A 24,721-nucleotide genomic window follows, 5' to 3' on the forward strand; every position below is an offset into this window, starting at 1 on the left:
TCGTCCCGATCTGTCCGCAGTCTAGACAGGTCTACTCATGGCCGACCAGAGCGTGGAAGTCTTGGGCGCATGTCAGAGGTCCTGGTGCGCGAGTCGGCGGTGCCGCTGTACGCGCAGCTCGAGCAGATCCTGCACGCGCGGATCACCAGCGGCGAGTGGGTGCCGGGCCAGCGCATCCCGTCGGAGAACGAGCTCAACCGCATCTACGGCCTGAGCCGAATGACGGTGCGAGGCGTGCTGACCAAGCTCGTCGGCGACGGACTCCTGGTCCGCGTGCCGGGCAAGGGCACCTACGTGGCCACGCCCAAGATCAGCGCGGTGTCACCGGCCTACCGCGGGGTGCGCGAGCAGCTGGAGGCGCTCGGCTACGAGACGTCCACGCGGCTGGTGTCGCTGGCGCTCGAGACGCCGTCGTCGGGGGTGCGCGAGCGGCTGGCGCTCGGCGAGGGCGACGAGACGTACGTGATCGTCCGCGTCCGGTCCGTGCAGGGTGAGCCCATCAGCCTGCACCGCTCCTACGTGCCCGCCCGGCTGGCGCCGGGCCTCGACCAGCACGACGTCGTCGCCGGCCAGCTGTGCGTCGTCCTAGAGGAGCGGTACGGCCTGCCCATGAAGCGCGTGCACGAGGAGCTCGAGGCCGTCGCGGTGAGCACGGTCGACGCCAAGCACCTGGGCATGCGCCGCGGCGAGCCGGCCCTCCAGCTCCAGGACGTGATCTCCGACGCCCTGGCGCGGCCGTTCGAGTACTCGTCGATCGTGTTCCGCGGCGACCGCATGCGGCTGCGCTTCGACTACGACCGCTGAGTCAGCTCTCCAGCAGGCCGCCGCCCACCCAGGCACCGATGGCCGCCGCGTCGCCGGGGCTCAGCTGCATCCGCGCGCCGCGGCACAGGCCCACCACGTTGTCCGCCCACGCCAGCGCGAGGTCGGAGGCCTTGGTGGTCGGCTTGAGCTCGAGGCCGGCGAAGATGATGCCGCCGATGACGAAGTTCACGGTCGAGCGGCCCACCTGGGCGCCCGCCTTCCGGCAGGCGTCGCGCACGCGCCGCGACGTCTCGGCACGGTCGAACGGGTGCGCCTTGAGGTCCGCGGCGAGCGCGGTCAGCAGCACGCGGTAGTTCGAGGCGCTGAGGCCGGGGGTGTCGGTGACCGCGACGACCTGGCGCTGGAGGGCGCTCGAGGACGTGTCCGCCACGGCGCCGGGCAGGTCGGCCTCCCCGAAGCGGTTGGCGTCCCAGACGAACCCGGGCGGTCGCGACGAGACGCCGACCTCCGGGACGTTGCGCGCCAGCCAGGGCAGGAAGCCGCCCGCCCCCGCCCACCGGGTCTCGGGCAGGGTCGGCTCGGTCTTCTGCGCCAGCTGCGCGATGGTGCCGAGCGGCACCGGGCGGTCGGCGGCCTGCACGCGCTGGAGCACGGCCTTGCGCGCGGCGGAGCTCGGGGGAGGCGTGGCGGCGGCCGCCTTCTTGGTCGGCGCCTTCGCCGGCGCCTCGGCGGGGGTCTCCACCGCGACGGGCACCTCGGCGACCGCCGTCTCCACCTCCAGCGTCGACGCGGTGTGGGTCACCAGCTCCGCCAGGTCGTCGGCCGTAATGACGGAGTCGGCCACGGACCGGTAGGCGGCCGCGGCCGGGCTGGCGGTGATGATCGTGACGCGACGGTCCGCGGCGCGGCAGCGCAGGGCCAGCGGAGTGAAGTCGGCGTCGGCCGAGACGATGACGAACTCTTCGTACTGGGTGGGCGCGGCGAGGGCGTCGACCGCGTCGAGGACGAGGTTGATGTCGGCGCTGCTCTTGCCCTGCTGCGTCAGCGACGGGCAGTCGACCACCTGGAAGCCGGCGCGCGTGAAGTTGGGCCGGAACTGCGAGAACCGCGACGGGTTGAGGTAGCAGGCGCGGATAAGGAACCGGCGGCTGAACTCGCCCTCCGAGTCGGTGCCGGTCTCCAGCTCGCTGAGCCAGTGGGCCGGGTTCGTGGCGAACGCCTCCGCGGCCACCGGGTCGAGGCGCTGGAGCCCGATGTAGACGTTGTCGAAGTCGACGAACATGGCGGTTCGAAAACGCCGGCCGGCGTCGACGCGATCGGCAGGGGTCACGCTCGAGGAGGTCACCCGAGCATCTTCCCTGCTCGCGCGGGTGGCTGTGTACCGCAAGCCTCGCTCAGCCCGGTCCGGGGAAGGTTGAGGGCGTAACAGTATGCAGATAGTAGTCAACATGACTACTATCTGCACTATGAATGCCGCACGAGGGGGAGCTCAACTGGCCGCCCGGGCGCCGTTGCGCACGATCCGCACGGCTGATCTCGCCGCCGTCTACGCGCACCCCAACCAAGAGGCGCGGGCACTCGAGCGTCGTGGCCTGCTGCACCGACTCTCGCACGGGGTGTACTGCGCGGTCCCGGCGGAGTATGACCCGGCCACGTGGCGTCCGACCATCGAGGCGGCGACCGCCGGCATCGCCACCGCGCTGTACGGCGACAGGGTTCCCGTCCTGACCGGCCTGACGGCGGCGCGGGTCCATCGTGCTCTGCCGCGGTCGCTCGGCGTCGGCTTCGTGGCGGTCCCGACGCAGCGTCGGCCGGTGCGACTGGTCGACCGGGAGGGCGTCGTGCGCTTCGTCGCCCGCGCGGTCGCGGACCTCGATGCGGTGCTCGTCAGCACGGACCTGGGGCCGGCGCTGGCGACCACGCCCGAGCAGACCGTGCTTGACCTCGGCCGCTCGGACCCCCGCGGACTCGACCTCGACGCGCAGGAGGCGATCGCGGCGATGTGGGACGGCTGTGACGCCGTGGTGCTGGACGAGCTCGCCGACCGCCAGCGGATGCGCTCCACCCTGGTGCGCCTGAGGGCGCAGCGATGACCGGGCCGTCGCTCGACGAGTGGGAGCGAGTCGGCCGCGAGTTCGGCGTCGAGATCGAGCAGGTACGCCGCGACCATCTGGTCTCGCACGTGCTCGCGGCCCTCGCCGCCGGGGTGTCGACCGACGACCTCGTCTTCTTCGGCGGCACCGCGCTCTCGCGGACGCACCTGGCCGACTCCCGGCTGAGCGAGGACATCGACCTGCTGGCGCTCGGACCACGGTCTGGGCTGGCACGCGAGCTGGAGGTCGCCGTCCGGCGAGGTCTGGCGCGCAGTCACGGCTACCCGACGTGGACACCGCCCCTGCCGTCGACCCGGGGCAGCCAGCCGTCGGTGCTGTCCGCGCCGGGAGGCGCGAGCATCCAGGTGCAGCTTCTCGACGGAGTCGGACACCGGTGGCCCACCGAGATCGTCGACGTGCAGCAGCGATATGCGGACGCACCCCCGGCGCGGCTGCGAGTGCCGACGGCGCCGGGGTTCGCCGCCGCCAAGCTCAGCGCGTGGATCGATCGGCGCGCACCACGTGACCTGTACGACCTGTGGGCGCTCGCGGAACGAGGACTGATCGACGACGGCGCTCGCGACGTCTTATTCCAGCACGGGCCCTTCGGCAGGCCCGCCCCCGCGTGGGCGTTCGACCGGGGGGTGGACGAGGATGTCTGGAGACGATCGCTCGGCCATCAGACGACGCTGCGAGTCACCGCCTCGGCGGCGCTCGCAGCGGTGCGCGCGGCCTGGTTGGCTGACTGAGCGAAGAGGAGGCGCGCCGTGGACTCGGTCACCGACCTGGCTCGTCCCCACGAGATCCGTCGCCGCGTGATCGTCCACGGCCTCGTCCAGGGCGTCGGCTACCGCTGGTCGCTGGCGCGCGAGGCCCGCCGGCTCGGCGTGCACGGCTGGGTGCGCAACCGGGCCGACGGGACCGTGGAGGCTGCGGTCGAGGGAGCAGAGAACGCGGTCGACTCCCTCGTCGCGTGGTGCCGCTCGGGCCCTCGGGGCGCCGCCGTCTCGCACGTCGACGTCACCGAGGAGCAGCCCCAGGGGGTGAGCGGGTTCACGATCGAGCCGTAGCCGCTCACGCGGCCCGCAGCGCCGCGCTGACGGCCGCCGAGACGGACGACGCGCTCGCAGTCGCGCCCCACCGCGCGGCCTCCCGGCCGTCCGGCCCTACGAGGACCGCGCGGGAGCCACACGCGCAGCGAGACGTCGCACCAGGCGGCGTCCTCGGCCGGGGCCGAGGGGCGGCCCTGATCGTTCATCCTGTCGGCCTGCGGCGCGGAGCGCGATGATCGGCACGGCACGCCCCATCCCGCGAGGAGGACGACCCATGGCCTGGATCAGCAGCGCGACCACCGATGAGGACCCGACCGGCGAGGTGGCGGCCGCGTTCGACAAGGACCTGGCCGCCCTCGGGCGCGTCGCCAACTACACCCGGGTTTTCGCACACCGGCCGGAGGTCCTGCGCGGATGGCAGGGCCTGAACGGAGCGATCAAGGGGATGGACCCCCGGCGCTACGAGGTGGCGACGACCGCGGCGGCCCTGCGCCTCCGGTCGAGCTACTGCGCGCTGGCCCACGGCGACGTCCTGGCGTCCAAGCACATGAGCCCGGACGCCGTCCGAGCGCTGGCGGACGGTGGCGAGTCCGCCGAGCTGACGGACGTCGACAGGGCGGTGGCCCGTCTGGCAGGCACGGTCGCGGCGGGTGCGGCCGACATGCGGGCCGAGGACCTGGACGAGCTGCGCGGGCTGGGGTTCGCTGACGACGAGATCCTCGACGTCGTGCTGGCCGCCGCCGCCCGGTGCTTCTTCAGCACGGTGCTCGACGCTGTCGGCGCCCGGCCGGACGCCGCGTACCGGGCCCTCGACGCGCCGCTGCGGGAGGCGCTCACGGTGGGACGGCCGATCGCCGAGGCCTGACCGCACAGGAGGCCCACAGCGTCCGCACCGAACGGCGACAGGCCCGCTGCCTAGACAAGGGGCATGAAGCAGCGCACCCCCCTTCGTCGCACCGTCCTGGTCGGCGCCCTGACGCTCTCGCTCTCCGTCGTCGGAGCGGGCGCCTGGGCGCTGGACCGGTTCGTGATCGAGCACGTCGAGATCTCCGACGTCCAGGCCTACGAGGCGAGCCAGGGCGCGACGTCGTCCACGACCGACGACTCGTCCGGCGACGCCGTGGTCACCGACACGTCGTACGAGTCATCCTCGTCCGCCATCTCGATCTCCACGGTCACCACCGGCTCGGGCGACGACACGGTCACGTACTACGTCGCCGACGTGACGCTCACCGACGCGACGGCCCTGCGCTCGGCGTTCGCGCAGAACAGCTTCGGGCTCAACATCACGGAGGACACCTCCGACATCGCCGCGGACAACGACGCGGTGTTCGCCATCAACGGCGACTACTACGGGTTCCGCGACACGGGCATCGTCATCCGCAACGGCGTGGTCTACCGCGACGAGGGCGCCCGCGAGGGGCTCGCGTTCTACACCGACGGGCACGTCGAGGTGTACGACGAGACCGCCACGACCGCCGACGCGCTGGTCGCCGCGGGCGTCTGGAACACCCTGTCGTTCGGGCCGGCGCTGCTCGAGGACGGGCAGGTGGTCGACGGGATCGAGGACGTCGAGGTCGACACCAACGTGGGCAACCACTCGATCCAGGGCGAGCAGCCGCGCACCGCGGTCGGGGTGATCGACGACAACCACCTGGTGTTCGTGGTGGTGGACGGTCGGAGCCCCGGGTACAGCGCAGGGGTGACAATGACCGGCCTCGCCGAGATCATGCAGAGCCTGGGTGCGACGACCGCCTACAACATCGACGGCGGGGGCTCGTCGACGATGTACTTCGACGGGGCCGTGGTGAACAACCCGCTCGGCAAGGGCCAGGAGCGCGGCACCTCCGACATCCTGTACATCGCGGGTTGAGGGCGATGTACGTACTCATACCGGCCTACGAGCCCGACGTCCGGCTGGTCGCCCTCGTCGCCTCCTTGCGGTGCGCCGACGTCGACGTCCTCGTCGTCGACGACGGCAGCGGCCCGGCCTACGGGAGCACGTTCGACGAGGTCAGCGCCCTGGGCGCGACCGTGGTCGGGTACGACGCCAACCGGGGCAAGGGCCACGCGCTCAAGCTCGGCTTCGCGTGGCTCGCCGAGCACCGGCCGGGCAGCGACGTGGTCTGCGCCGACTGCGACGGGCAGCACCTGGTCCCGGACATCCTGCGGGTGGCGGACCGGGTGGCGCAGGCCGACGGCGCCATGGTGCTCGGGGCGCGACGCTTCACGGGCGACGTCCCGCTGCGCAGCCGGTGGGGCAACGCGCTCACCGGCGTGCTTGTCCGGGCCGCGACCGGGCTGCCGGTGCACGACACGCAGACCGGTCTGCGGGGCTACCCGGCGGCGATGCTCGGCTGGCTGGGGAGCGTCGACGGCGAGCGGTTCGAGTACGAGCTGGACCTGCTGCTGCACGCGTCGCAGGACGGGATCGCGGTCGAGGAGGTCGAGATCGAGACCGTCTACCTGGACGAGAACGCGTCGTCGCACTTCCGGCCGGTCATCGACTCGGCCCGGGTGTACGCCCCGCTGCTGCGGTTCTCGTTGTCGTCGTTCGGGTCGTTCCTCGTCGACACGGTCACCCTGCTCGTCCTGGTCTCGGTCACCGGCGCGCTGCTCCCGTCGGTGGTCGCGGCGCGCGTCCTGAGCTCGACGGTCAACTTCGTCGCCAACCGTCGCCTCGTGTTCGCGGGCGGCCGCGCCAAGTCGCTGCGCGCAGCCGCCACCCAGTACGGAGTGCTCGCGGGGACGATGCTCGCCGCGAACTTCGGCGTCCTCACCGCCCTGACGAGCGTCGGCCTCGCGCTGCTTCCCGCCAAGGTGCTCACCGAGGTGGCCCTGTTCGCGGCGAGCTACCAGCTGCAGCGGACCGTGGTGTTCGCGGCTCCTGGCCGGTCCGTCACAGCACGTCCCGCCGCGCCGGCCCGACGTACCGGCTCAGCGGTCGGATCAGTGAGTTCGCACCCAGCTGCTCCATCACGTGCGCCGTCCATCCCGTGATCCGGCTGGCCACGAACAGCGGCGTGAACGTCGGGGTGTCGAACCCCATGAGGTGGTACGCCGGTCCAGTGGGGTAGTCCAGGTTCGGCAGGATGTTCTTGCGCTCGGTCATCGCGCTCTCGAGGGCGGTGTACAGCTCCAGCAGGTCCGGCCGGTCGTAGTGCTCCACCAGGGTGACCAGCGAGTCGTGCATGGTCGGCACGCGGGAGTCGCCGTGCTTGTAGACGCGGTGGCCGAAGCCCATGATCTTGCGCTTGTGCGCCAGGGCGTCGTCCAGCCAGGCCGCGGCCCTGTCGGCAGTGCCGATCTCCGCGAACGTCGCCATGACCGCCTCGTTCGCACCACCGTGCAGGGGTCCTTTGAGGGCGCCGATCGCGCCGACGACCGCGGAGTGCAGGTCGGACAGGGTCGACGCGATGACGCGGGCGGTGAACGTGGACGCGTTGAACGAGTGCTCGGCGTACAGGATCATCGAGACCTCGAACGCGTGCACGACGACGGGGTCGGGCACCTCGCCGAACGTCATCCAGAGGAAGTTCTCCGCGAACCCGAGGTCGTCGCGGGGCGCGACCGGGTCCTGGCCGCGCCGCCGTCGCTGGTCGAGCGCCACGATCCCGGGGATCTGGGCCAGCAGGTGCACGGACTTGGCCAGGTTGGCCTCGCGCGACGAGTCCTGCTCGGTCGGGTCGTGCGCGCCGATCACGCTGACGGCCGTGCGGACCACGTCCATCGGGTGGCAGCTGGTCGGCAGCGCGAGCACGGCGTCGACCACCGCGCCGGGGAGCACCCGCTGGGACCGTCCGGTCGCCTGGAGCTCGGCCAGCTGCGCAGCGTCCGGGAGCTCGCCGTGCCACAGGAGGTACGCGACCTCCTCGAACGAGCGCGTCGCCGCGAGCTGCTGCACGGGGTAGCCCCGGTAGAGCAGCGAGTTGCTCTCGGCGTCCACCGACGACACCTCGGTGGTGTCGACGACCACGCCGGCGAGGCCCTTGTGGATCTGCGTGTCGGACTCGGTCATGCGGTGTGCCTCCATCGTCGTTGACGGGACGTTCCCCCAGGTCAGAGCTTGAAGTTGAACACGTTCGCGTCGAATGCGCCGTACGACCCGTAGTCCAGCAGCTCGTAGAGCTCGGCGCGCGTCTGCATCCGGTCCAGCAGGCCCGCCTGCGTGCCCTCTGCGCGGATGGTGTCGAGCCCGGCCATCGCGGCGCCCATCGCCAGCCGCAGCAGCGTGACGGGGTAGATCACGAGGTTCATGCCGAGGTCCTCGAGCTGGCGCGCGGTGAGCAGCTCGCCCTTGCCGAACTCCGTCATGTTGGCCAGCAGCGGCACGTCCACCGCGGCGCGCACGGCGGCGAACTCGTCGGGCCCCGTCATCGCCTCGGGGAAGATCGCGTCCGCACCGGCGTCGACCAGAGCCTTGGCCCGGTCGACCGTGGCGGCCAGGCCGTCGACCGCGCGGATGTCCGTGCGGGCGATGACCAGGAAGTTCGGGTCGCGTCGGCCGTCGACGGCGGCGCGGATGCGCTTGAGCGCGGTGTCCTCGTCGACCACGGCCTTGCCGTCCAGGTGGCCGCAGCGCTTGGGGTTGACCTGGTCCTCGATGTGGCAGCCGGCCAGGCCTGCGTCCTCGAGGCCCTGGATGGTGCGCGCGACGTTCATGGGCTCGCCGAAGCCGGTGTCGGCGTCGACGATCGACGGCAGCGCGGTCATCCGGGCGATCTGGCCGGCGCGCTGGGTGACCTCGGTGGCGGTCGTCAGGCCGATGTCGGGCAGGCCAAGGTCCGCCGACAGCACGGCGCCGGAGATGTAGACCCCGTCGAAGCCCTTGGCCTCGATGAGCCGCGCCGACAGCGGGTTGAACGCGCCGGGCAGCTGGAGGAGCCGTCCGGACGCCAGTCCCTCGCGCAGGGCGACGCGCTTGTCCGCCGGCGTGGCGGTCGCGTAGAGCATCAGAACAGTCCTTCCGGGGTGCTGACCGACTCGAGCAGGCCGGCCGGTGCCACGACGGTCAGGCCCGCGAGCTCGTCGGCGGTGAGGTGCGGCAGCCGCTGCGCCACGTCGAGGAACCGCTCGATCTCCGCATCCTCCAGCACGCCCGCGGCGAGGGAGCGGAACTTCGCCACGTACTGCGCGCGCGCGAACGGCCGGGCGCCCAGCGGGTGGGCGTCGGCCACGGCGAGCTCCGCGACGACGACCTCGCCGCCCGTGGTCGTGATCTCGACGCGCCCGCCGAACGCCTTCTGCGCGGGGTCGCTCGAGTGGTACCGCTCGGTCCAGGCGGGGTCCTCGGTGGTGGTGACCTTCTGCCACAGCTCCACGGTGTCCGGTCGGGCGGCGCGGTCGGGGGCGTAGGAGGCCACGTGGTCCCACACGCCGTCCTGCAGCGCAACGGTGAAGATGTACGGGATCGAGTGGTCGAGCGTCTCGCGCGACGCCGTCGGGTCGTACTTCTGCGGGTCGTTGGCGCCGGAACCGATCACGTAGTGCGTGTGGTGCGACGTGTGGATGACGATCGAGGCCACGTTGTTCGGGTTGGTCAGGTCCGGGCGCTCGCGGTGCAGGCTGCGCGCCAGGTCGATGAGCGCCTGCGACTGGTACTCCGCCGAGTGCTCCTTCGTGTACGTGTCGAGGATCGCCGTCTTGGGCTCGCCGGGCGCCGGCAGCGGCACGTCGTACGCGGCGTCGGGGCCGTCGAGCATCCAGGCGATCACCCCGTCCTCGCCCTCGTAGATGGGGGTCGGCGACGTCTCGCCGCGCATCGCCCGGTCCACGGCCTCGATGGCGACCTTGCCCGCGAACGCCGGGGCGTAGGCCTTCCACGACGAGATCTCGCCCTTGCGGGACTGCCGCGTGGCCGTCGTCGTGTGCAGCGCCTGGCCGACCGCGTGGAAGATCACCTCGGGGGACAGGCCGAGCAGCGTGCCGATCCCCGCAGCGACCGACGGACCGAGGTGCGCGACGTGGTCGATCTTGTGCGCGTGCAGGCTGATGGCGCGGACCAGGTCGACCTGGATCTCGTAGCCCGTGGCGATCGCCCGCACCAGAGCCGCCCCGTCGCGACCGGTGTGCTGCGCGACGGCGACCAGCGGCGGGATGTTGTCGCCGGGGTGGGAGTAGTCAGCCGCCAGGAACGTGTCGTGGTAGTCGAGCTCGCGCACGGCGACGCCGTTCGCCCAGGCCGCCCACTCGGGGCTGACGCGGGTGGAGGGTGCGACGCCGGACACCGTCGCGCCATGGCGAGCGCCGGCGTACGGGTGCGCGAGCGCCTGGGCGCGGGCGGTGGACGGGGGGGTGCGGGTGAGCGAGGCGACCGTCACCGCGGCGTTGTCGATCACGCGGTTGATGATCATGTCGACCACGGCGTCCGGGACGTCGACCGGGTCGGCGGCGACCTCGGCGATCTTCCACGCGAGCTGGTCGGTCCGGGCCAGCCGGTCCGCGCTGGGGTGGACGCGCACGGCGTGGGTCTGGGTCATCCGTTCCTGCCTCTCGGTGCGTCGGTCGTCCGGCGTCGCACGACCACGGACCGAGGGTAGTGCGCTCCGCCGATGTCGCCCGTCCTGCGCGAGCGGCGCGTCAACCGGCCCGGCCGTCGGCGTCGCACGGCGGGTCGAGGTCGAGACCGATGGCAGCCCCCTGCGTCTCCATGAGCGCGAGGGTGCGCTCCATCGCGATCGGCTGCAGCTTGCCGACACCGGGCCCGTGCGGATGGTCGAAGAAGCCGATGAGCAGCAGCAGGAGGGTGATGACGAGCGTCACGCTGCCCATCAGGACGGCCTGGGTGGGCGCCCGCTCCGCCGAGTCGGCGAAGAACAGCATGTAGACGAAGATCACGCCCGCGACGATGTACAGCACGATCCAGAGCGGCAACGGGATGAGGCCCTCGGCGCCGTGCACCCGCGACTGACGCGCCTGCTGCCGGTCGGCGGTCTGGTCGGCCCACCGGTCGTACGCCGACTGCTCCGCGTTCGTCTGCGGGACGACGTCGCGGAACGTCTGGAACATCGCGACGCCCCACGGGTTCACGGAGTCGCCGATCGTCCCGGCCACCATGGAGGGCCACTCCGTCCCGACCACCGTCCGGGCGTAGCAGACCAGCTCGCCGGTGAGCTCGTTGCGCACGTCCTGCGGCATCAGCTGCGCGGTCTGGAGCTGCTGGGCCACGAGCTCGGCCTCGAGCTGGGCGCCGGACCGGGCCTCGTCGTAGGACTGGAACGCCAGGAAGATGATGAAGCCGAGCAGCACGGAGAACCCGGTGGCCAGGACGCCGAACACGCCCGACGCGCGGTCGCCGTCGCTGAACCAGCTGCCCGCGGGGGAGCGGCGTCGGACGAGCAGCATCGCGACCACGGTGAGCGCGGTGATCGCCAGGGCGAGCGCGCCCGACGCGAGCACGCTCATCCGAAGCGCACCGGGTAGGTGGCCAGCACACCGACGGTCGCGAGGAGGATCACACCCGCGAGCACGATCATCGCCGTGCGGCTCCGGACCGAGCTGAGCTTGCCGCCGATCCCGCAGAAGAAGAGCACCGATGCGCACATGACCGTGGCGAGCACATAGTTGTCCTTCCGCTGGTTCGCCTCACGAGCGATCGTGGCGGACGCGTCGGCCGACGACTCGAGCCGCTGGGACTCCTGCGCGGCGGCGAGGACGTACTCGTCCATCGCGAACGGGCTCGGCGGCGCCTCGGGATCGGTCGCCGGGTCCTCGGCGAGCCAGGCGTGCAGGGCCGGCCGGAACTCGGGACGGAACCGGGCGTACAGGAACCCCGAGTACGTCGTCGGGTCCGGCACGTACGACGGGGGAAGGACCTGGCCCTGCTCCTCGTTCACCGCTGCCAGCCAGTCCGTGAACAGCGTGACGTCGATGATCGTCTGCTGCCCGGCCAGGGTGGCCGACCGGTTCGAGAGCGTGCGGTCCGCCGTCGCGGCACTGTATGAGGCGGTCGAGTAGCCGCCCCACTTGCTGCTCTGGAACGCCGACCACGCCGTCGTCACGGTCGCGACGGCCAGCAGGATCGTGGCGACGAGCTCGAGGTGCCGGTGCCAGGTGGTGGTGCTGTCGTCCCGGGTGTCGTCCACGGCTCACCGTCGCTGCCTCGTCGCGGGCGGTCCCGGGTGGTCCCCTCCGACCACCCGGGCGCCCGTCGTCAGGCCAGTGCCCTGGCTTTGAGCGCGGCGAACTCGCTGTCGTCGATCACGCCCTGGTCGAGCAGCGCCTTGGCGTCGCTGATCTGGCTGGCCGGAGAGCTGCCGGCCACCCCGCGGATGTACGCGTCGGTGTCCGACTTGGCCTGGATAACCGCCGAGGTCTGCCGCTCGCTCATGCTCTTGCCGCGCGCGATCAGGTAGATGAACGCGGTGAGGAAGGGCAGGAACACCAAGGCGATCATCCACAGCGCCTTGAGCCAGCCGCTGAGCTCCCTGTCCCGGAACAGGTCGCCGATGATCTGGAACAGGATCACCAGATAGGCGAAGAAGAGGAACCACCAGATCATCAGCCAGAGCCACTGCCCGAACGTGTCCATCGACGTCTCGTCTCTCTCTCGGTTGTGGAGCCTAGGGAGTCAGTACCCGCCGAGGATGCGGGCCTTCTGGGCCTCGAACTCGGCGTCGGTCAGGACCCCCGAGTCGTGCAGGGTGCCGAGCTGGGCGAGCTGGGCCAGCTTGTCGTCCATGTCCGGCGCCGCAGGTGCTGCCGCCGGCGGCGGTGCGGCGTACGTGGGGGCGGGCGCTGCCGCGGGTGGGGCCTCCTGGGCGGCCCAGCGGCCCGCCTGGCGTCGGGAGACGCGGTTGGAGACCGCCGTGGCGGTCCCGGCGATGGCGGCGGTGCGGGCGACCCCGCGGATGAGTCCTGGCATCGGTCTCGTCCTCTCGTGTGTTGTCGAGCTCCGGTGGTGTCGAAGGCCCCGTCAGGAGCCGGACTCGGTGGCGTCCAGCGCGGCGAGGAGCGCCTGCACGGGAATGCGACCGCTGGCGACCAGCTGAGCGCCGTTGCGGCGGAGCGCGGTCGCGAACGGCGCCGCCCAGACGTTCTCGTAGACCAGCAGCGCGGCGGTCGTCCCCGGCTCGATGGCCGCGCCGGCCTCGTCGAGGTCGTCGTCGCCCAGCAGGCCGGAGGACGCCCCCTCGAAGAACGTGAGGTTGACGCCCCCGGGCACCTCGTCGAGCGCGACCCCGGACACGCTGCCGTCCGCGGCCTTGCTCAGGAAGGCGAGGTCCAGGACGCGGATCAGCCCTCGGCCCACCAGGTCGAGCAGGTGCTCGAACGCGGACCCGTCCATGTTCGCGGTCGGGAGCTCGATCACCAGGTAGTCGATCGGACCGATCTCCTCGAGATCGGTGAGGTCCTCCGTCATCGTCCGCCACCTCTCCTGCCCCCTCGGTGGGGGCGTCCTCGTCGTCGGTCCCCGCTGGGGACACCGCCACTGTCGAACGCGGCGGGTCTGCGAGTCGTCATGCAGAACGCATGAAGATCCCTTTCATCCCATCTACGTGATGCCGGGGTGCGCGCCGGCATGGGTCGATGGGGCGACGGAGGTGGACCGTGGACTACATCGAGCGACTGCGTCGACTGGCACTCAACGACAGGCACCTCGAGGACGACGACCCCCTGGAGGCGCAGCCGCAGGAGCTCGACGTCCGGACGCTGGCGCTCGCCCGGATCGCCGCCCTCGTCGCCATCGGGGGCGCGCAGCCCAGCTACGGGGCCGAGGCGGACGCCGCGGTGGGCGCCGGTGCGACCGCGGGCGAGATCGTCGACGTGGTGGCGGGGATCATCCCGATCGTCGGGCTGCCCTGCGTCGTCGCGGCAGCACCCAAGCTCGCGCTCGCCCTGGGGTTCGACGTGATCGAGCCCTCGGACGGTGCGGGGGACTGAGAGCGTGACGGCCCGCTGCGGTGCGCTACGCCCCGAGCAGGCCGATCGCGGTCGCCTGCCGGACGGCCCGCTGCGGTGCGCTACGCCCCGAGCAGGCCGATCGCGGTCGCCTGCCGGACGGCTTCGCTCCTGTGCGCTACGCCCCGAGCAGGCCGATCGCGGTCGCCTGCCGGACCGCTTCGCTCCGTGACGAGACCCCGAGCTTGCGGTAGATCGAGCCGATCTCGGAGCTCGCCGTGTTCCGGGAGACGAAGAGCCGGTCGCCGATCTCGCGGATGGTCAGGTGCGTCTGCAGGTACGGCAGGAGCCGCAGCTCGGCCGGGGTGAGCGGCGAGACGCCCGGCGCGCGCGACGGGGCCGACGACGCGAGCGCCCCCCGCAGGGCGCCCACCTCGTCGACGAGCGCGCCGAGATCGGGTCGCCGGAGCAGCACGTCGTCGATCTCGTGCAGCAGGTGCTGCGCGGCCGGCTGGTCGCCCAGTCCCCAGCACACCCTGGCCAGCTCGAGGCGGGTGCGGACCGCGATGAAGGGGAGCACGTAGGTGCACACGGGCCGGGCGCGCATCGCCCGGGTCAGCTGCCGTTGCGCCTCCTCGGTGTCGCCGAGGTGCAGTGCCAGCCGGGCGGCGGCGGCCAGCGCCAGGACGCACGTGGCGTAGTCCTGCATGCGATGGGTCTCGAGCACCCCCAGCCCCGGAGCCAGCAGGGTCGCCGCCTCGGTCCACCGGCCGTGGTCCATCTCCAGCAGGGCGAGCTCGGCGGCCGCGAGCACGAGCGTGTCGGCGTTGACGCTCCCGGTCGGGGACTCGATCGCCGACGCGAACAACGACCGGGCGCGGTCCACGTCCCCGGCGAGCAGCGCTGCCTCGCCGGCCATGGCCTGGGCGTTGTCGCGCCACACGCTCCACTCGGGCTCGAGCCGGAGGGCGAGCTCGGCGTCCACCTGCATCTGCTCCGGTCCGTGCGCGCACATCAGCGCGCGGAGCATGGCCCGCCCGGAGTCGAACGAGGCGCTGCCGTCGGGGGGCACGTGCGGGAACGACGCGGCGTCGACGACGGCGGCCCAGCGCTGCGCCTGCTGCGTCTGCCCCGTGAACGCCGCCACGTAGCCGGCCATGAGCGCCAGCGGCGGATAGGCCTCGGCCGCGGGGGCGCCCAGCTCGTCGATCCACCGTTGCACCGTGGCGATCTGCCCGGACTGGTACGTGGGGTTGGCCAGGGTGGCCACCAGGACCGCGGTCCTGTCCCGCTCGTCGGTCGACAGCAGGTGCTCGACCGCGAGCCCGGGGGAGTCGTGGGCCTCGTACCAGTCCGCGGCGCGCAGCTGGAGCTTGCGCACCCCGTCCGGCTCGCACCGCTGGAGCTCGGCGAGCAGGAACTCGCGGAACAGCGCGTGGTACCGGAACCACTCGCGTCGGCGGTCGAGCGGGACGAGGAACACGTTCGTCGCCTCGAGCTGGCGCAGCTGCTCGTCGGCGCCGGGTTCGTCGAGCACGGCGTCGCACAGGGGCGCGCTGAGGTGCTCGAGCACCGCCGTGTGGAGCAGGAACTGCCGGGTGTCCGCCGACAGCCGCCCGAGGGCCTCCCGCTGGAGGTAGTCGGCCACGTACCGGTCGTCACCGGTGATCGCGACGGCGTCGCCACCCCCGTCCCGGGCGATGAGCGACGCGAGGTAGACGCCGACGGGCCAGCCCTCGGTGCGCGCGGTGACCGCGGTCGCCGCCTCGGGGGAGAGGTCCACGTCGGAGGCGGCGAACACCGTCCGCGTGCCCGCCGCGTCCAGCGCCAGGTCGCGCGGGCCGATCTCGGACGTGTCGCCGAGGGCGCGCAGCCGCGGGATGTGCGGCTGCTCGTCGCGGCTCGCCGCCACCAGCTGGGACCCGCGCGGGACGCCGGCGATGACCACGCCCAACGCGTCGTGGCACGCGGCGGACCGGATCTCGTGGAGGTCGTCCAGCATGAGCACGAACGGGAGCGGGCTCGACCGCAGGGCGGAGGCGAGTCGAGGCGCCGAGCGGCTCAGCACGGCGGCCCTGGGGCCACCCATCTCGTCCACGACAGCCGCGTCCACCAGGCCCAGCCGCACGCACGCCGAGGCCAGCACGGTCAGCAGGCGGGCCGGGTCGTCGTCGAACCGGTCGAGGGAGACCCACGCGACCGGGCGGTCCTCGAGCCGCAGCCACTCCGTCAGCAGGGTCGTCTTGCCGTACCCGGCCGGGGCGGTGATGCCGACGACCCGCTTCCCGCGCGCCCGGGCCGACCCGACGAGCGCTGCACGACTCACCGTGCCGGCTCTGTGCACCGGTACGGCCAGCTTGGCGTCCAGCAGCACCGCGCCCAGCGCGTTCCCCCTGTGGACGCCCGAGAGCTCAGGCCTCACCCGGCCAGACTAGGGCCAACCGTGCCTGCGTGGACAAGGCCGGGCAGATCGCCGCGGGAGCGAGGTCAGCGGGAGTGGACCATGTCGCCGACGGCGAGGCGGCGCAGGACCTCGATGACGACCGCGGCCGAACGGTCGGCGGCGTCGTCCACGTGCGTGAGGAAGTCGGCACCCGCCACGGGCCCGCACAGGTCGGAGATGCCGCGGACGGACAGGAACGGCACGCCGTACAGGTGGGCGGTGTGCGCCAGCGCGGCGGACTCCATGTCCGTGGCCATGGCCGACGGGAACGCCGCGCGCATCCGGTCGATGCGGCTGGCGTCGATGAACGCGTCTCCGGACAGGATCGTGCCGGTCAGGATGCGCAGGTCGACGCTCGCGGTGGCCGCGGCGTCGTGCAGGATCTGCTCCGCCTCGTAGACCTCGGGCATGCCCGGCACCTGGCCCAGCTCGTACCCGAACGCCCGCGCGTCCGCGCCGGAGTAGAGGTACTCGGAGCCGACGACGACGTCGCCGACGCGGACGTCCAGCCCGACCCCGCCCGCGCTCCCGGCACTGATGACCGCGCGAGGGTGCGTGCCCTGGATGGCGACGGCCGCGGCCGTGGCGGAGTTGACCAGGCCGATGCCGCACTGGACCAGCAGCACCTGCCGGCCGCTGATCGTGAGCAGCCGGTGCTCGGCGTGCCCCATCTGCGTCGGGTCGCCGACGACGTCGGCCCGGTGCACGAACGCGGCGGCCTCGTCGGCCATCGCGGTGACGATGACGGCGTCGACGGCGATCATGCGGTGACCGTGCTCCACTCCTCGCGCGCGCCCAGGAACGTGCGCGCCGCGTCCTGCGCCCCCGCCAGCGTGTGGTTGGCGCCCCAGCCGCACTGCACCTCATTGGCGGCAGGCACCTCGGTGGCCGTCGTGATGTCCGTGAGCGTGTCCTGCACCAGGGTGAGCACGTCGTCGTACGCCCACTCGCCCTGGAGGATCAGGTAGAACCCGGTCTGGCAGCCCATCGGGGAGAAGTCGACCACCCGGTCCGAGTGGTTGCGCGAGTGCTCCGCGAACAGGTGCTCGAGGGAGTGCACGGTCGGCATCTCGAGGTGCGCGACGTTCGGCTGCGTGAAGCGGACGTCGTACTTCTGGATCACGTCGCCGGCGGGCAGGTGCTTGGTGTCGGCCAGGCGCACGTACGGCGCGACGACGGTCCGGTGGTCGAGGTTGAACGACTCGACGTTCATGCGGGGCTGGTTCACGGCACAGGTCCTTCGCGATCGGAGGCGTCCATTGTCCCCCGACCGGACCGTGCCACCGAACCGGTCCTCGTACGATCGGCCGGTGCCCACCCCCGAGTACGTCCTGGCCCTGCGCTCCGCCGTCGGGCACCACCTGCTGTGGCTCCCGGGCGTGACGGCGGTGGTGCTGCGTGGCGACGAGGTGCTCCTGGTGAAGCGCTCGGACAACGGCGCGTGGACGCCGGTCACGGGCATCATCGACCCCGGCGAGGAGCCGGCGGTGGCGGGCGCGCGCGAGGTGCTGGAGGAAGCGTCGGTCGTCGCCGTGCCGGAGCGGTTGGCGTCGGTGCACGCGCTGCCGCCGATGACGTACGAGAACGGCGACCGCGCGCAGTACCTCGACCTCACGTTCCGCTTCCGGTACGTCTCGGGCGAGCCCTTCCCCGACGACGGCGAGAACACGGAGGCGGCCTGGTTCCCGCTCGACGCCCTGCCACCGATGTCGCCCGAGATGCACCGCCGGATCGCCAGCGCCCTGACCCTCGACGGGCCGGCGGCGTTCGAGGGCTGACTATCCCGCGGTAGTCATCGACTGCGTGCCCAGCACGCGCAGGAGCGCGAGGGCGTCGGAGTCCGGGGTGCCGGGCTCCGCGGAGTAGACGATGACCGTCTGGTCGCTGGACGGCACGTGCAGCGAGTCGCAGTCGAGCGTGATCCGGCCGAGGCTCGGGTGGTCGATCGCCTTGCGGTCGAACGGCCACGAGGTGGAGGACCCGCCGGCCCGCCACAGCTCGTCGAACCGCTCGCTGCGGCGCCGCAGCTCCGAGACCAGCTCTTGGACGGCAGGGTCCCGCGGGTAGCGCGCGGTGGTCGCGCGCAGGGTGGCGACGGCCTGGGCGTCCGTGGCGCGGCGCTCGTCGTCGTCCATGGCCACCGTGCTGCGGCGCGGGTCGGGTGTGCCGAGGAACCGCTGCCAGATGATGTTGCGCTCGCGACGCGGGATCAGCGACCAGTCGCCGAGCAGCGCGGACGCCAGCGAGTTCCAGGCGAGGATGTCCCCGCGCGCGCTGAGCACCATGGTCGGCAGGTCGTCCAGCCGGTCCAGCAGCCGCTGCACGCTCGGGCGGACGTGCTCGTCGACCGTCCCGGGCATCGGCGGGGCGCTGCCAGCCAGGTGGAACAGCTCCGCGCGGGCGTCGTCGTCCATCCGCAGGGCCCGGGCCAGCGCCGAGAGCACCTGCGCGGACGGGTGCGGTCCGCGGCCCTGCTCGAGCCGGACCACGTAGTCGACGCTCACGCCGGCCAGCTGGGCGACCTCCTCGCGACGCAGCCCCGCCACCCGCCGACGTGACCCGGCAGGGAGCCCCACGTCCTGCGGGGTGAGGGCGGTGCGTGCACGCGTGAGCACCTGCGCGAGCTCGGTCCGGTCCATCGCCCCAGGATGCCGCACCACGCGGGCCGCAGCCGGGTACCGCCGGTCCTAGGGTCCGGCAGCACTGGACCCGGCCCGGCGGCCGGGCGACGGTGGGTCCATGACCACCACAGACACGACCACGACCATCGCCCTCGTCACGGGGGCCACCCAGGGGCTCGGCGCGCAGACGGTCCGACGGCTCGCCGCGCTCGGCTGGACCGTCTGGCTCGGTGCGCGCGACGCAGCACAGGGCGCGCAGCTCGCCGACGAGATCGAGGGCGACGTCCGCGTCCTCCAGCTCGACGTCACCGACCAGGCGTCGGTCGACTCGGCGGTGCGCACGGTCGACGCCGGCAGCGGCCGGCTGGACGTCCTCGTGAACAACGCGGGGATCGCCGGCACCAGGGTCGGCCCCCGGGAGACGACGCCGAGCGACTTCCTTCCCGTCTTCGGGGTGAACGTCCTCGGCCCTGTCCGCGTCACGCACGCGTTCCTGCCGCTGCTGGACCGGTCTGGCCAGCCGCGGATCGTCATGGTGTCCAGCGGCATGGGGTCGCTCGCGATCACCACGGACCCGGACCGGCTCGAGTCCACGCTGCACGGCCTGGTGTACCCGTCGTCGAAGACCGCGCTCAACATGATCACCACCCAGTACGCCAAGTCCCTGCCGGGCTACCAGGTCAACGCGGTCGACCCGGGCTACACCGGCACGGCGCTGAACGGGTTCTCCGGCACGCAGACGGTCCAGGAAGGCACCGACGCGGTCGTCGCCGCCGCCACGGTGGAGCCGGGCGACCGAACGGGCACCTTCACCGACCGGGCCGGCGCCGTGCCGTGGTGATCACCGCGCTAGGCGCTCGACGACGGCGCCGTACAGACCGGGCGCGGCGGCGGCCAGGGGCACGATCCCGCGCCGCAGGGGCGACCTGGCCGCGGTGATCAAGCCGCTGGTGAGCAGCCGGTAGTCGCGGGTGGCCGCGGTCCACGCCTTCTCGTAGGCGGCGTTGGAGCGGTGCACGTCGTCCTCGAGGGTGGCGACGGCCTCGCGGGCCTGCGCCAGCCCGACGCGGACCCCCTCGCCGGTCAGGGCGTCGACGTAGCCCGACGCGTCGCCCACGAGCCGCACGCGCCCGGCGGTGCGCCGGCGGGTCTGCTGGTGCAGCGGGCCGGCCCCGCGGGCGGGCCCGAGGGTGGGCGCGGCGCCCAGGTGGCGGCGCAGGGCGCCGAACGCCTCCAGCGTGGCGTCGAAGTCGTGGCGGGCGGGTCCGAGGAGCGCCACCCCGACGACGTCGTCCGCCACGGGCGTCACGTAGGCCTCGACGGACCGCCCCCAGTGCACCTCGACCCGGTCGGTCCACGGCTCGACCTGGAAGTGCTTGCGCACGCCGAACCGTCGGCCCGTCGCGCGGCGCTGCACCGCGAGGTCGACCTGGCGGCGGACCGTCGAGTGCAGGCCGTCGCAGGCGAGCAGCCAGCGCCCGCGCATCCCTGCGCACCAGACGTAGGACTGGTCCTGCTCGACCGCCCCGCCCCGGCCGGTGACGACGACCGCGCCCAGCTCGGCCGCGCGGCGGGCCAGGGCGGCGTGCACCACGGTGCGTCGGACGCCCAGGCCGGTCGCGACGGCGAACGGGTGGTCGGCGACGACCTTGCCGCGCAGGTAGCGGATCCCGGTGAGGGTGTGGCCCTCGGGGTACACCCCGAGGCGGTCGAGCGCGGCGACGGCACCCGGCATGAGTCCCTCGCCGCAGGCCTTGTCCACGGGGGTGGCCCGTGGCTCCACGACGATCACCGACAGCCCGGCCAGGCGGGCCTCGATCGCCGCGGCCAGCCCTATGGGACCGCCGCCGATGATCAGCAGGTCGGCGTCGGGGGTCATGCCGCCGCCGGGCTCACCGAGCGCAGCGCGCGTTCCTCGGTGGGGATCCGGAAGCGCAGCAGCAGCACGGCGTTGAGGACCGTGAACGCGACGGCGGTGACCCAGGCGGTGTGCACCAGGGGGAGCGCGGCGCCCTCGACCGCCACGGCCACGTAGTTGGGGTGGCTCAGCCACCGGTACGGCCCCCGCCTCACCAGGGCGACGCCGGGCATCACGATGACGCGGGTGCTCCACTGGTTGCCCAGGGTGGCGATGCACCACCAGCGCAGGGAGTTCGCGGCCAGCACCAGAGCCAGCGCTGTCCAGCCCAGCGCGGGCAGGAACGGCCGGTCCGCCAGGTGCACCTCGACCAGGCACGCGACCAGCAGCCCCGTGTGCAGGGCGACCATCGGCGGGTAGTGCCGCTTGCCGGTCTCGACGCCGCCGTGCGCGAACGCCCAGGTCACGTGCCTCTGCGAGACCACCAGCTCGGCCAGGCGCTCGAGCGCGACGACGACGATCAGCCAGTCGTACCAGGTCACCTACGGCTCCTCGGGCCAGCGCAGCAGGACGGTCTCAGTGCACACGCCCGGACCGATGGCGAACAGGACGCCCGCCGACCCGGGGATCTGACCCCCGGCGGCGAGCTCGTCAGCGAGCACGTGCAGGACGCCCGACGAGCTCAGGTTGCCCACCCGCGCCAGCGAGCGCCAGCTGGCCGCGAAGGCCTCGTCGGGCAGGTCGAGAGCGCGGGCCGCCGCCTGGAGGATGCGCGGCCCGCCGGTGTGTGCCACCCACGTGCCCACGTCGGCGACCTTGAGGTGGTGCGCCGCGAGCAGGTCGACGACGCCCGGACCGAGGTTCTGCTCGACCAGGTCCGCGAGGCTCGCGGCCAGCACGATCCGGAACCCGCTGCCGCCGATGTCCCAGCCGAGCGCGTCGGTGGTGTCCGGGTACAGCGCGCTGCGGGCGTCCACGACGTCCACGCCGCCCTCGATCTGCGCCGCGCGGTCGCTGCCCACCATGACGACCGCCGACGCGCCGTCCCCGAACAGCCCGCTGGACACGATGTTCGCCATCGTGTCGTCGCCCTGCTGGAGGGTCAGGGAGCACAGCTCGACGGACACCAGCAGCGCGACGTCCTGCGGGTGCCCCTGGAGGTAGTCGCGGACGCGGGCGATCCCGGCGGCGCCTGCGACGCAGCCGAGCCCGAAGACGGGGAGGCGCTTGACGTCCGGGCGCAGGCCGAGACGTTCCACCAGGAGGGCGTCCAGCGACGGGGTGGCGATCCCGGTGATCGAGGTGAAGAGAAGGAAGTCGACGTCCGCGGCGTCCAGTCCCGCCGCGGCCAGCGCCTGCCGGCACGCCTCGGCCGCCAGCGGGGTGCCCTCGCGCACGAACGCGTCGTTGGCGGCGGTGAACGTGGTCAGCCCGGCGTACTCGTCGAGGGGCAGCGCGAGGTGGCGCGTCGCGATGCCCGTAGAGGCGTGGATCCGCTCGATCGTCGCGCGGCGTCGGGGGTCCGACGAGAGCAGCGGGGCGATCGTGGCGGTGATCTCGCTCTGGGCGTGCACGTGCCGGGGCAGGACGGGGGCGATCGCGGCGATACGCACCATTCGGGCATCGTGCCACGCGGGCGCACGTGCGCAACTGTCCGGAGCGTGTCGCGCGACCTGCGACGATGTCGCGGTCGAGCGGAGGAGACAGGTGACCGACAACCCGCGGCGCCCACGCGCCGTCGACCTCGCCCTGGCCTGCCACCCGGCGCCGACCGTCGCGGTGACCGCGTTCTCGGTCGCCATGGCCGCAGGAGCCGGTGCGCCGGGCAGGACGGTCGCCCTCGTCGGCGCCGCGATCCTGGCCGGTCAGCTGTCCGTCGGCTGGTCCAACGACTGGATCGACGCCGGTCGCGACGCGGCCGTGGGCCGGACCGACAAGCCCGTGGGTTCCGGACGCCTGACGGTCGCGGCCGTCCGCACGGCGGCCCTGAGCGCGGCCGTGGCCTGCGTCGTCCTGTCCCTCGCGCTCGGGTGGCGCGCCGGCCTGGTGCACCTGGCGACGGTCGCGTCGGCCTGGGCGTACAACGCGCGGCTCAAGAGCACCGTGTGGTCCTGGGCGCCCTACGCCTTCTCGTTCGGGTTCCTGCCCCTGGCCATCGCGCTGGCTCTGCCCGGTGCGCCGGTGGCCGCGTGGTGGGCGATGGCGGCGGGCGCCCTCCTCGGCGTCGGCGCGCACGGCGCCAACGTGGTGCCCGACCTCCAGGACGACCGGACGACGGGCGTGCGTGGCCTGCCGCACGTGGTGGGTGGCACGGCGACGAGCATCGGCACGGCGCTGGCGCTCGTCACGGCGACCGTGCTGCTGGTCCTGGCGCCCCCCGGTCCGCCGCGCGCGATCGCCGCCGTGGCGCTCGTCCTCGCGGTCGGGCTGACGATCGCGGGCACCGTGCTGGCGCTCAGCGGTGGGCGCAGCCGGCTCCCGTTCATGTTCGCGATCCTCGTGGCGGCGGTCGACGTGGTCCTGCTCGTGCTCTCGGACTGGGTGGTCGGCTGACCGCTTGACTTCGAGCGCGCTCGAAGGAGCAGGGTGCTCTCACACCCCCGGTCGAAGGAGCTCTCATGCGCGTCGGTGTCCACCTCATGCGGTACGACTCGGTCGAGCCGTCCGCCCTGCGCCAGGAGCTGGCCGACACCGCGTCGGCGGCCGAGGAGGCGGGCCTGGCCTGGGTCTCGGTGATGGACCACTACTTCCAGATGATGGCGGCCGGCTTCCCGGCGGACGACCCGATGCTCGAGGCCTACACGACGCTGGGCTACCTGGCGGGCGTGACCTCGAACGTCCAGCTCGGCGTGCTGGTCACCGGCGTCACGTACCGGTACCCCGGCCTGCTGGCCAAGATCGTCGCCACGCTCGACGTGCTCAGCGGCGGCCGCGCGACGCTCGGCATCGGCGCCGCCTGGTACGAGGAGGAGCACCGCGGGCTCGGCGTGCCGTACCCACCGCTGGCGGAGCGGTTCGAGCGGCTCGAGGAGACGCTGCAGATCAGCCGGCAGATGTGGGACCCGGCGAACGACGGCCCGTTCGAGGGGAAGCACTACCAGCTGGCGCAGACCCTGTGCTCGCCCCAGCCGCTGGCGCGGCCCGAGATCCTCATCGGCGGTGGCGGCGAGCGCAAGACCCTGCGGCTCGTCGCGCAGTACGGCGACGCCTGCAACCTCTTCGCGACGACGCCCGACGAGGTCGCCCACAAGCTCGACGTGCTGAAGGGTCACTGCGAGGACGTCGGGCGTGACCCGGCGGAGATCCGCGTGACCCTCCTGCACGCCGGCGACTCGCTGCTCACCGGCGACGTCGGCACGTTCGTCGAGCAGATGAGCCCGTACGCGAAGCTTGGCGTCGAGACCGTGATCCTGCGACCGCCGGCCACCAGCCTGGCGGCCTGGGTGCGCGACGCCGTCGCCCCGGCGGTGCCGGCGGTCGCGGACCTCGGCTGACGGGCTACGCCGGGACGCTCTGGCCGTCCGCCGCCGCGCGCAGGGCCGCCACGTCGATCTTGCCCATGGTGAGCATCGCGTTCAGGGCGCGACCCGCGCGCTCGGGGTCGGGGTCGCCGAGCAGCTCGGGCAGGGCGGTCGGGATCACCTGCCACGACAGGCCCCAGCGGTCCTTGAGCCAGCCGCACGCCCCCGGCTCGCCTCCGTCTGCGACCAGGGCGTCCCACACGCGGTCGGTCTCCGCCTGGTCGGGCACGGACACCTGCATCGAGAAGGCCTCGGTGAAGGAGTACATCGGCCCGCCGTTGAGCGCCTGGACCTCGAGACCGTCGAGCACGAAGCTCACGGTGAACGCGGTCCCGGCGGGCTGCGGAGCCCCCTCGCCGTAACGGCCGACCGAGACGATGCGGGAGTTCGGGAAGATCGACACGTAGTGCTCGGCGGCCTGCTCGGCCTGGTCGTCGAACCACAGGAACGGGCTGATGGACTGCATCTCAGTACCTCCGGTCGGGGGACGCGGAGCCGGGTGCCCGGCGTCCTTCGTGAGGTGGTCGG

Annotated in this window: 29 protein-coding genes; 12 read left to right on the forward strand and 17 right to left on the reverse strand. The window is 72.8% G+C overall.

Annotated features, from left to right (window positions below; translation table 11 throughout):
* The first annotated feature begins 69 nt into the window (after window positions 1-69).
* Complete coding sequence (locus tag ACO06A_RS15095; protein ID WP_421733047.1) at window positions 70-804, forward strand: GntR family transcriptional regulator; 735 nt, start codon at window positions 70-72, stop codon at window positions 802-804.
* 1 nt (window position 805) lies between these two features.
* Here the strand turns inward: ACO06A_RS15095 and ACO06A_RS15100 are convergent, their stop codons facing one another.
* Window positions 806-2,047, reverse strand: a complete 1,242-nt coding sequence (locus ACO06A_RS15100) for an NYN domain-containing protein (RefSeq protein WP_421733048.1) — start codon at window positions 2,045-2,047, stop codon at window positions 806-808.
* A 184-nt stretch (window positions 2,048-2,231) separates the two neighbouring features.
* Here ACO06A_RS15100 and ACO06A_RS15105 point away from each other — a divergent pair, with 184 nt between their 5' ends.
* The 6 genes from ACO06A_RS15105 (at window position 2,232) to ACO06A_RS15130 (ending at window position 6,910) form a co-directional block, all read left to right on the forward strand.
* Window positions 2,232-2,858: a type IV toxin-antitoxin system AbiEi family antitoxin domain-containing protein gene (locus ACO06A_RS15105; protein WP_421733049.1), complete on the forward strand. Its 627-nt coding sequence runs from the start codon at window positions 2,232-2,234 to the stop codon at window positions 2,856-2,858.
* Window positions 2,855-3,607 (forward strand): nucleotidyl transferase AbiEii/AbiGii toxin family protein, encoded by a 753-nt coding sequence (locus ACO06A_RS15110; protein WP_421733050.1) that lies wholly within the window; start codon window positions 2,855-2,857, stop codon window positions 3,605-3,607. Before ACO06A_RS15105 ends, ACO06A_RS15110 begins: the two co-directional genes overlap by 4 nt.
* 18 nt (window positions 3,608-3,625) lie before the next feature.
* Window positions 3,626-3,928 carry an acylphosphatase gene (locus ACO06A_RS15115; RefSeq protein ID WP_421733051.1) on the forward strand — a complete coding sequence of 101 codons (303 nt, stop codon included), beginning with the start codon at window positions 3,626-3,628 and terminating at the stop codon, window positions 3,926-3,928.
* Between the two features lie 256 nt (window positions 3,929-4,184).
* Window positions 4,185-4,775: a carboxymuconolactone decarboxylase family protein gene (locus ACO06A_RS15120; protein WP_421733052.1), complete on the forward strand. Its 591-nt coding sequence runs from the start codon at window positions 4,185-4,187 to the stop codon at window positions 4,773-4,775.
* Window positions 4,776-4,838: 63 nt separating this feature from the next.
* The gene (locus ACO06A_RS15125) at window positions 4,839-5,783 is read left to right on the forward strand and encodes a phosphodiester glycosidase family protein (protein WP_421733053.1); all 945 of its coding nucleotides are present in this window, start codon (window positions 4,839-4,841) and stop codon (window positions 5,781-5,783) included.
* Between the two features lie 5 nt (window positions 5,784-5,788).
* Window positions 5,789-6,910: a GtrA family protein gene (locus ACO06A_RS15130; RefSeq protein WP_421733054.1), complete on the forward strand. Its 1,122-nt coding sequence runs from the start codon at window positions 5,789-5,791 to the stop codon at window positions 6,908-6,910.
* Here ACO06A_RS15130 and ACO06A_RS15135 read toward each other — a convergent pair.
* From ACO06A_RS15135 to ACO06A_RS15170, 8 genes are all read right to left on the reverse strand, one after another.
* Window positions 6,810-7,928, reverse strand: coding sequence for a bifunctional 2-methylcitrate synthase/citrate synthase (locus ACO06A_RS15135; protein WP_421733055.1), 1,119 nt, complete (start codon window positions 7,926-7,928; stop codon window positions 6,810-6,812). The two genes, ACO06A_RS15130 and ACO06A_RS15135, sit on opposite strands and share 101 nt — an antisense overlap.
* Window positions 7,929-7,969: 41 nt before the next feature.
* Window positions 7,970-8,863 carry a methylisocitrate lyase gene (gene prpB / locus ACO06A_RS15140; protein WP_421733056.1) on the reverse strand — a complete coding sequence of 298 codons (894 nt, stop codon included), beginning with the start codon at window positions 8,861-8,863 and terminating at the stop codon, window positions 7,970-7,972.
* A complete protein-coding gene (locus ACO06A_RS15145) occupies window positions 8,863-10,389 on the reverse strand; it encodes an MmgE/PrpD family protein (protein WP_421733057.1) in 1,527 nt (508 codons plus the stop codon). Before ACO06A_RS15145 ends, prpB begins: the two co-directional genes overlap by 1 nt.
* 100 nt (window positions 10,390-10,489) lie before the next feature.
* Complete coding sequence (locus ACO06A_RS15150; protein WP_421733058.1) at window positions 10,490-11,314, reverse strand: hypothetical protein; 825 nt, start codon at window positions 11,312-11,314, stop codon at window positions 10,490-10,492.
* Window positions 11,311-11,994, reverse strand: coding sequence for a hypothetical protein (locus tag ACO06A_RS15155; RefSeq protein WP_421733059.1), 684 nt, complete (start codon window positions 11,992-11,994; stop codon window positions 11,311-11,313). The genes ACO06A_RS15150 and ACO06A_RS15155 overlap by 4 nt, the downstream gene beginning before the upstream one ends.
* A gap of 68 nt (window positions 11,995-12,062) precedes the next feature.
* Window positions 12,063-12,440, reverse strand: a complete 378-nt coding sequence (locus tag ACO06A_RS15160) for an SHOCT domain-containing protein (RefSeq protein WP_421733060.1) — start codon at window positions 12,438-12,440, stop codon at window positions 12,063-12,065.
* A 39-nt stretch (window positions 12,441-12,479) separates the two neighbouring features.
* Entirely contained in the window at window positions 12,480-12,773 is a 294-nt protein-coding gene (locus ACO06A_RS15165) for an SHOCT domain-containing protein (protein ID WP_421733062.1), read from the reverse strand.
* A gap of 51 nt (window positions 12,774-12,824) precedes the next feature.
* Window positions 12,825-13,271: a DUF6325 family protein gene (locus tag ACO06A_RS15170; protein ID WP_421733063.1), complete on the reverse strand. Its 447-nt coding sequence runs from the start codon at window positions 13,269-13,271 to the stop codon at window positions 12,825-12,827.
* A 188-nt stretch (window positions 13,272-13,459) separates the two neighbouring features.
* Here ACO06A_RS15170 and ACO06A_RS15175 point away from each other — a divergent pair, with 188 nt between their 5' ends.
* Window positions 13,460-13,792 (forward strand): carboxymuconolactone decarboxylase family protein, encoded by a 333-nt coding sequence (locus ACO06A_RS15175; protein ID WP_421733064.1) that lies wholly within the window; start codon window positions 13,460-13,462, stop codon window positions 13,790-13,792.
* Window positions 13,793-13,928: 136 nt separating this feature from the next.
* Here the strand turns inward: ACO06A_RS15175 and ACO06A_RS15180 are convergent, their stop codons facing one another.
* The 3 genes from ACO06A_RS15180 to ACO06A_RS15190 form a co-directional block, all read right to left on the reverse strand.
* Window positions 13,929-16,172 carry a LuxR C-terminal-related transcriptional regulator gene (locus ACO06A_RS15180; RefSeq protein ID WP_421733065.1) on the reverse strand — a complete coding sequence of 748 codons (2,244 nt, stop codon included), beginning with the start codon at window positions 16,170-16,172 and terminating at the stop codon, window positions 13,929-13,931.
* A 65-nt stretch (window positions 16,173-16,237) separates the two neighbouring features.
* Window positions 16,238-16,957, reverse strand: coding sequence for a 5'-methylthioadenosine/adenosylhomocysteine nucleosidase (locus ACO06A_RS15185; protein WP_421733066.1), 720 nt, complete (start codon window positions 16,955-16,957; stop codon window positions 16,238-16,240).
* A complete protein-coding gene (locus ACO06A_RS15190; RefSeq protein WP_421736075.1) occupies window positions 16,954-17,406 on the reverse strand; it encodes an S-ribosylhomocysteine lyase in 453 nt (150 codons plus the stop codon). The genes ACO06A_RS15185 and ACO06A_RS15190 overlap by 4 nt, the downstream gene beginning before the upstream one ends.
* A gap of 97 nt (window positions 17,407-17,503) precedes the next feature.
* Between ACO06A_RS15190 and ACO06A_RS15195 the strand changes: the two genes are divergently transcribed.
* The gene (locus ACO06A_RS15195) at window positions 17,504-17,971 is read left to right on the forward strand and encodes an NUDIX hydrolase (protein WP_421733067.1); all 468 of its coding nucleotides are present in this window, start codon (window positions 17,504-17,506) and stop codon (window positions 17,969-17,971) included.
* Here the strand turns inward: ACO06A_RS15195 and ACO06A_RS15200 are convergent, their stop codons facing one another.
* Window positions 17,972-18,832: a helix-turn-helix transcriptional regulator gene (locus tag ACO06A_RS15200; RefSeq protein ID WP_421733068.1), complete on the reverse strand. Its 861-nt coding sequence runs from the start codon at window positions 18,830-18,832 to the stop codon at window positions 17,972-17,974. It lies immediately after the preceding gene.
* A gap of 100 nt (window positions 18,833-18,932) precedes the next feature.
* On the opposite strand from ACO06A_RS15200, the gene ACO06A_RS15205 reads away from it, so the two are divergent.
* Window positions 18,933-19,655: an SDR family NAD(P)-dependent oxidoreductase gene (locus ACO06A_RS15205; protein ID WP_421733069.1), complete on the forward strand. Its 723-nt coding sequence runs from the start codon at window positions 18,933-18,935 to the stop codon at window positions 19,653-19,655.
* Here ACO06A_RS15205 and ACO06A_RS15210 read toward each other — a convergent pair whose 3' ends face one another.
* The 3 genes from ACO06A_RS15210 to ACO06A_RS15220 are packed head-to-tail and all read right to left on the reverse strand — an operon-like array spanning window position 19,656 to window position 22,288.
* Window positions 19,656-20,693 carry an NAD(P)/FAD-dependent oxidoreductase gene (locus ACO06A_RS15210; RefSeq protein WP_421733070.1) on the reverse strand — a complete coding sequence of 346 codons (1,038 nt, stop codon included), beginning with the start codon at window positions 20,691-20,693 and terminating at the stop codon, window positions 19,656-19,658. It lies immediately after the preceding gene.
* The gene (locus ACO06A_RS15215; protein ID WP_421733071.1) at window positions 20,690-21,214 is read right to left on the reverse strand and encodes an isoprenylcysteine carboxyl methyltransferase family protein; all 525 of its coding nucleotides are present in this window, start codon (window positions 21,212-21,214) and stop codon (window positions 20,690-20,692) included. Before ACO06A_RS15215 ends, ACO06A_RS15210 begins: the two co-directional genes overlap by 4 nt.
* Window positions 21,215-22,288, reverse strand: a complete 1,074-nt coding sequence (locus ACO06A_RS15220; RefSeq protein WP_421733072.1) for a type III polyketide synthase — start codon at window positions 22,286-22,288, stop codon at window positions 21,215-21,217. It lies immediately after the preceding gene.
* A 91-nt stretch (window positions 22,289-22,379) separates the two neighbouring features.
* On the opposite strand from ACO06A_RS15220, the gene ACO06A_RS15225 reads away from it, so the two are divergent.
* Entirely contained in the window at window positions 22,380-23,225 is an 846-nt protein-coding gene (locus ACO06A_RS15225) for a UbiA family prenyltransferase (protein WP_421733073.1), read from the forward strand.
* A 65-nt stretch (window positions 23,226-23,290) separates the two neighbouring features.
* Window positions 23,291-24,166, forward strand: coding sequence for an LLM class F420-dependent oxidoreductase (locus ACO06A_RS15230; protein WP_421733074.1), 876 nt, complete (start codon window positions 23,291-23,293; stop codon window positions 24,164-24,166).
* A 4-nt stretch (window positions 24,167-24,170) separates the two neighbouring features.
* Here ACO06A_RS15230 and ACO06A_RS15235 read toward each other — a convergent pair whose 3' ends face one another.
* Window positions 24,171-24,659 carry a VOC family protein gene (locus tag ACO06A_RS15235; protein WP_421733075.1) on the reverse strand — a complete coding sequence of 163 codons (489 nt, stop codon included), beginning with the start codon at window positions 24,657-24,659 and terminating at the stop codon, window positions 24,171-24,173.
* Window positions 24,660-24,721 lie beyond the last annotated feature (62 nt).

Source organism: Cellulomonas sp. (assembly GCF_965229465.1).
Classification (GTDB): domain Bacteria; phylum Actinomycetota; class Actinomycetes; order Actinomycetales; family Cellulomonadaceae; genus Cellulomonas.

Coding starts and splice junctions, on each gene's coding strand:
- ACO06A_RS15095 (WP_421733047.1), top strand. CDS start 70: ATGTCAGAGGTCCTGGTGCGCGAGTCGGCGGTGCCGCTGTACGCGCAG.
- ACO06A_RS15100 (WP_421733048.1), bottom strand. CDS start 2,047: ATGTTCGTCGACTTCGACAACGTCTACATCGGGCTCCAGCGCCTCGAC.
- ACO06A_RS15105 (WP_421733049.1), top strand. CDS start 2,232: ATGAATGCCGCACGAGGGGGAGCTCAACTGGCCGCCCGGGCGCCGTTG.
- ACO06A_RS15110 (WP_421733050.1), top strand. CDS start 2,855: ATGACCGGGCCGTCGCTCGACGAGTGGGAGCGAGTCGGCCGCGAGTTC.
- ACO06A_RS15120 (WP_421733052.1), top strand. CDS start 4,185: ATGGCCTGGATCAGCAGCGCGACCACCGATGAGGACCCGACCGGCGAG.
- ACO06A_RS15125 (WP_421733053.1), top strand. CDS start 4,839: ATGAAGCAGCGCACCCCCCTTCGTCGCACCGTCCTGGTCGGCGCCCTG.
- ACO06A_RS15130 (WP_421733054.1), top strand. CDS start 5,789: ATGTACGTACTCATACCGGCCTACGAGCCCGACGTCCGGCTGGTCGCC.
- ACO06A_RS15135 (WP_421733055.1), bottom strand. CDS start 7,928: ATGACCGAGTCCGACACGCAGATCCACAAGGGCCTCGCCGGCGTGGTC.
- prpB (WP_421733056.1), bottom strand. CDS start 8,863: ATGCTCTACGCGACCGCCACGCCGGCGGACAAGCGCGTCGCCCTGCGC.
- ACO06A_RS15145 (WP_421733057.1), bottom strand. CDS start 10,389: ATGACCCAGACCCACGCCGTGCGCGTCCACCCCAGCGCGGACCGGCTG.
- ACO06A_RS15150 (WP_421733058.1), bottom strand. CDS start 11,314: ATGAGCGTGCTCGCGTCGGGCGCGCTCGCCCTGGCGATCACCGCGCTC.
- ACO06A_RS15160 (WP_421733060.1), bottom strand. CDS start 12,440: ATGGACACGTTCGGGCAGTGGCTCTGGCTGATGATCTGGTGGTTCCTC.
- ACO06A_RS15165 (WP_421733062.1), bottom strand. CDS start 12,773: ATGCCAGGACTCATCCGCGGGGTCGCCCGCACCGCCGCCATCGCCGGG.
- ACO06A_RS15170 (WP_421733063.1), bottom strand. CDS start 13,271: ATGACGGAGGACCTCACCGATCTCGAGGAGATCGGTCCGATCGACTAC.
- ACO06A_RS15185 (WP_421733066.1), bottom strand. CDS start 16,957: ATGATCGCCGTCGACGCCGTCATCGTCACCGCGATGGCCGACGAGGCC.
- ACO06A_RS15190 (WP_421736075.1), bottom strand. CDS start 17,406: ATGAACGTCGAGTCGTTCAACCTCGACCACCGGACCGTCGTCGCGCCG.
- ACO06A_RS15200 (WP_421733068.1), bottom strand. CDS start 18,832: ATGGACCGGACCGAGCTCGCGCAGGTGCTCACGCGTGCACGCACCGCC.
- ACO06A_RS15205 (WP_421733069.1), top strand. CDS start 18,933: ATGACCACCACAGACACGACCACGACCATCGCCCTCGTCACGGGGGCC.
- ACO06A_RS15210 (WP_421733070.1), bottom strand. CDS start 20,693: ATGACCCCCGACGCCGACCTGCTGATCATCGGCGGCGGTCCCATAGGG.
- ACO06A_RS15220 (WP_421733072.1), bottom strand. CDS start 22,288: ATGGTGCGTATCGCCGCGATCGCCCCCGTCCTGCCCCGGCACGTGCAC.
- ACO06A_RS15230 (WP_421733074.1), top strand. CDS start 23,291: ATGCGCGTCGGTGTCCACCTCATGCGGTACGACTCGGTCGAGCCGTCC.
- ACO06A_RS15235 (WP_421733075.1), bottom strand. CDS start 24,659: ATGCAGTCCATCAGCCCGTTCCTGTGGTTCGACGACCAGGCCGAGCAG.